We start from the raw sequence: 4,334 nt of genomic DNA on the forward strand, positions 1-4,334 counted from the left end.
CGGCTCCGGCGGCCGTGGCGGGCGCCTCCTGCGGTGCGGTGAGTTCGGCGACCAGGTCGGCGGCGTCCGGGACGCGCTCCAGCGCGGCCCGCACCCCGAGCTCCCCGCTGATCAACCCCGCCACCGCGTCCCGGTCCTGCGGCGGCACCTGCACGACCATGAAGTCCTCGTCGGGGCCGTGGACCAGCCACCCGTCCCCGGTGGGCACGAACGTGGTCCCGGCCGCCCAGCATGCGGGCCGGTCCAGCCCGGAAGTCATCGCGAGCGCACCTTTCTTCGAAGTAGCATCCGTCGCACCCGGGTGCGGGCGTGGTTGGGTCATGCCCGCACCCGGGGCGTCACCGGGCGACTAGCGCCAGGCCACCTTGGCGAGCGCCACCGTGGCGTGGTTGGACGAGTGGACGGACGCGTTACGCGCCTTCACCTTCAGCTTCTTGACGGTCATGCCGGTTCACCTCCTTTCATCGGATAGGGAGATGGGGGCCTCGGGCGTTCCGGCCAGCAGCACCGCGGTGTCCGCCTGGGAGCGCACGAGACGTTCGTAGGCCTCGCAGCGGGCGAGGAGCTCTTCGTGGGTGCCGGTATCGACGAGTCGGCCGCGTTCCAGCACCGCGATCAGGTCGGCGGCGCGCAGGGTGGCCGGCCGGTGTGCGATGACCAGGATCGTGCGCCCGGCGCGGGCGCGGTCCAAAGCCACCTGCACGTCGCGCTCCGGCAGCGCGTCGAGCCGGCTGGAGGTCTCGTCCAGCACCAGCACGGGGGTGTCGCGCACCAGCCCGACCAGCCGCCGTTTCACCAACACCCTGTTCACCCCTGTTAGTCCGTGATGTCCCTACAAGGAGTAGTGAAAATGAAAACCAAAGTCAAGACTTGATCTCCGACGACTCAGCAATGAAAATCATCACCATTCGATCGTCGGGAGTCCAGGTGGAACCTGCGCGCACCTTGCGCGAGCTGCTCGTCCGCAACCGCGACCTGCGCATGCTCTGGCTCGGCAACCTCGTCAGCGTGTGCGGCGGATGGTTCTCCGCGGTCGCGGTGTTCGCGATGGTCTACGCCCACAGCGGCGCCGGCCTGGCCGCCGGGCTCACCCTGGCCGTGCGCTACCTGCCGGGCGTGCTGGCCGGGGTCTGGGGCGGCGTGCTGGCCGACCGGGCCGACCGGCGCAGGGTGATGCTGGTGACCGACGTGCTCATGGCGGTGCTCGCCGCCGCGTTCCTGCTCGCCGACGCCCCGGGGCGGCTCTGGCTCGTCTACCCGCTGACCTTCGCCTCCGCCGCCGCCGGCTTCGTCTTCCAGGTCGCCCGCAACGCATGGATGCCCAGCCTGGCCCGGCCGCAGGAGTACCCCCTGTACGCGGCAGCCGTGCAGGTCAACGGCCTGGTCTTCCAGGCGCTGGGCGGCGTCGCCGGAGGCCTCGTCGTCACGGTGGCGGGCTGGCGGTGGGCCTTCGCCGTCAACGCGCTCTCCTTCCTGCTGTCGGCCGCGCTCACCGCCACCGTCCGCTCCGGCGACCGGACCGCGGGTGCTCCCGCGCACGGCTGGTGGCGTTCCCTGCGCGAGGGGGCCGCCGTGGCCGCGCGCAACCGCGTCATCACCGCGCTGCTGGCGCTGGAGGCGCTGTTCTGCCTCGGGCTGGGCGGCGCGATCACCGCCATGACCTACCTGGCGCTGCAGGTGCACGACCTCGGCGAGGGCGGCACCGGATGGTTCTACGCGGTCCAGGGAGCCGTGGGCGGTGTGGTCCTTGTGCTGGCTGCGTCCCGGATCCGCGCCCTGGGGCCGCGTGGGCGCCACTGGGTCATCGGATGGTCGTGCCTGGCGGAGGGCGTGCTGACCATGCTGCTCGGCCTGCCTGCCGGCGTGCTGTCCGCGCTGGCGCTGTGGGGGGCGATCTCGGCCGCCGAGGTGGTGTACGGCCCGGCGGCCATGACCACTTTGCTGACCGCGACGCCGAACGAGACCCGCGGACGCATCACCTCCCTGTGGAGCGCCACCGCGACCTTCAGCCTCGGCGTCTCATCCGCCGTCACCGGCACGCTCCTGGACCGGCTGGGCGCGACTGCGGTCTTCGTCGTTCTCGGCCTGATCATGGCGGTCGCCGGCGGCGCCTGGCTGATCACGGGCAGCCGCATCCGGTCGTTCGCCGACTTCGCACCGGCCGCCGACGGGCTCTCGGACGCCCTCGACGAGCCGGTTTCCGCCGAACTCACACCAGGACGTGAAGACCGTCCCGGCGAGAGGGGAAGCGAAGATGCGGCGCGGCCGGCGGAAACCGGCCGCTGACCGTCAATTACCCGACACTTTCTCAGCCGCGCGGCGCCGCCCGGTCCGCGAGCGCGCGGTCGATCAGGCCCTCCAGGCGGACGACCGCGGGCCGCCAGTCGGCGGGTACCTCGTGGCAGCGGGTGGCCTGCCGGCCGCGGTGGCTCAGCGTGTAGGTGAAGTGGTCGGCGATGTCGCAGCCCGCCGAGGAGGAGTGCCACGTCGAGACGGCGTCGAGCTCGCGGCGCAGGGAGCGGAACTCATCGTCGGTCAGCCGGAACTCCGCGCTCCTGGCGGCGCCGCGGACCTGAGCCACACCGTCCCGGGTGATCGTGATCGCCTGGTCGATCCCGGCGAAACCGCCCGACTTATGGAAGGCGATCCGCGTGGAGCCGGTCGCCGACGGCGCCGGGGCTTCGGCCCAGGCCGTCGCGGAACCGGCCGTCGCCATCGTCAGCACCACCGCGAAGAACAGTTTCCTCATCATGGGGACTTCCTTCCGAATGTCGAATCCATTTTACCGCTGGCGTTTCCTGATCTATGCCGGGGAATGGCGGTGAAAGGCATGCGCCGCCCGCGCGCGGGCATGAGCCCGCGCGTGGACGTCGTGAATGCCGATGGGCATCGCCGTTCCCCGCCTTCCGATCGCGGACCGGAAGGCGGAGAATCGCGGTTCAGAAGGCGAAGAGGGAACCGCCGGTGGCGCGCACCGCCGTGCAGTGGTTCGAATAGGTCTGGCTGAAATGCCGGTGCCGGCCGTTCCAGGCGCCGGTGGCGGTAACGCGGACGGGGGCGTGCTCCCTCGTGCACATGCCGGGGTCCTCGGGGATGCGCTCCACCCTGCCGGCGGCGCGGCGGAGCTGGTCGCAGGCCGTCGCGGCATAGGCGTGCGTGCCGCCGTCGGGGCCGCAGGTCAGCGTCACCGTCCTGACCGGGGACGATCCGAGCTCGGGCTGCACCGTCAGGACGTACGACCCGCTCGGAGCACTCGGCCCGGAGGGGGCGGCGGTGGCGGGCGCGGTCCACAGCAGCGGCGTCAGAGCCGCTGCGGAGACCAGCGCGAGCCGTGCCGCGCGCCCGCCGGTGAATCGGCTGATGTTCATTGATGCCTCCATCTGGTCATACCGCGGTTGCGGTTTCCGGCACGACGGGCGGCGAGGGTTGATCGCCGCCCGCCCTTCGGAGGAAGGATTGGAAATCCGCCGCCGGTGGGCGGGGGATCCTTTCGCGACGAGATGTTAGGACGGGAATATCTGCCGGGCAAACCGGCGTGTGTCCTCATCCGGACAGCTGATTGATATTTCAATCAGAAAGCGCTTCCTCGGCGGCCGCCGCGCCCGGACGCCGAGCGCGGCGCCCGCGCGTGTCCGCTCCGTCCACGGCGCTGCGGCGCAGGTCGCGTTTCCTTTTTAATGTGGTAATCCAAGGTGACGGATTTCCGTGGCCGAATTACCTCGACGCGTTTTTCCGCTGAAGTGAGATGGGTCACACTCCGCTGCGGGCGCCTGTCCGGACGACCGCCCGGCCGCGTCGCTCGGGGAGGCGTGATCGTCGGCCGGACGGGTGGCGGCACGGCGGTGGCCGGGGACCAGACGCCCGTCAGGACGGTGGTGACACGGGCGGTGGCCGGGGATCAGACGCCCGTCAAGGCGGCGACGACACGGGCGCGGTGGGCGGCGGGGGAGCCCCAGGCGGTGTGCAGGGCGCGGGCCCGGCGGATCCAGAGCCCGAGGTCGTACTCGTCGGTGTAGCCGATCGCGCCGTGCACCTGCAGGGCGGTCCGGGCCGCCGTGTAGGCGGCGTCCGAGGCCGCGGCCTTCGCGGCCGACACGTCGCGCGGGAAGTCCGCCGAGCCGTACGCCAGCGCCGCGCCGTGCACCAGCGGCCGGACGTGCTCCAAGTCAACGAGCACGTCGGCCAGGCGGTGCTTGACCGCCTGGAAGGCGCCGATCGGCCGCCCGAACTGGCGCCGGACCACGGCGTACTGCACGGTGGCCTCCAGCAGGCGGCGGCCCAGCCCGGCCAGCTGGGCGGCGCAGGCCAGCGTGCCCAGGTCGCGGGCGGCCTCT

Annotated in this window: 6 protein-coding genes; 1 reads left to right on the plus strand and 5 read right to left on the minus strand. The window is 71.9% G+C overall.

Annotated elements, in window-relative coordinates:
• The coding region (locus tag ACWJ6R_RS31015; protein WP_449065627.1) for a hypothetical protein at positions 1 to 259 on the minus strand (259 nt) is incomplete at its 3' end.
• 192 nt (positions 260 to 451) lie between these two features.
• Positions 452 to 811: a hypothetical protein gene (locus ACWJ6R_RS31020; protein WP_449065628.1), complete on the minus strand. Its 360-nt coding sequence runs from the start codon at positions 809 to 811 to the stop codon at positions 452 to 454.
• 116 nt (positions 812 to 927) lie between these two features.
• Between ACWJ6R_RS31020 and ACWJ6R_RS31025 the strand changes: the two genes are divergently transcribed.
• Entirely contained in the window at positions 928 to 2,286 is a 1,359-nt protein-coding gene (locus ACWJ6R_RS31025) for an MFS transporter (RefSeq protein WP_449065629.1), read from the plus strand.
• 22 nt (positions 2,287 to 2,308) lie between these two features.
• Here the strand turns inward: ACWJ6R_RS31025 and ACWJ6R_RS31030 are convergent, their stop codons facing one another.
• The 3 genes from ACWJ6R_RS31030 to ACWJ6R_RS31040 form a co-directional block, all read right to left on the minus strand.
• Entirely contained in the window at positions 2,309 to 2,752 is a 444-nt protein-coding gene (locus ACWJ6R_RS31030; protein WP_449065630.1) for a hypothetical protein, read from the minus strand.
• 187 nt (positions 2,753 to 2,939) lie between these two features.
• Positions 2,940 to 3,368, minus strand: a complete 429-nt coding sequence (locus tag ACWJ6R_RS31035; protein ID WP_449065631.1) for an SSI family serine proteinase inhibitor — start codon at positions 3,366 to 3,368, stop codon at positions 2,940 to 2,942.
• 530 nt (positions 3,369 to 3,898) lie between these two features.
• Positions 3,899 to 4,334: acyl-CoA dehydrogenase family protein (locus ACWJ6R_RS31040; protein WP_449065632.1), on the minus strand; the 436-nt coding region annotated here is incomplete at its 5' end.

Source organism: Planomonospora algeriensis, from assembly GCF_977012225.1.

What these genes read in the sequence shown, in the direction of transcription:
- ACWJ6R_RS31030 (WP_449065630.1), bottom strand. Translation starts at nt 2,752, where the DNA reads ATGATGAGGAAACTGTTCTTCGCGGTGGTGCTGACGATGGCGACGGCC.
- ACWJ6R_RS31035 (WP_449065631.1), bottom strand. Translation starts at nt 3,368, where the DNA reads ATGAACATCAGCCGATTCACCGGCGGGCGCGCGGCACGGCTCGCGCTG.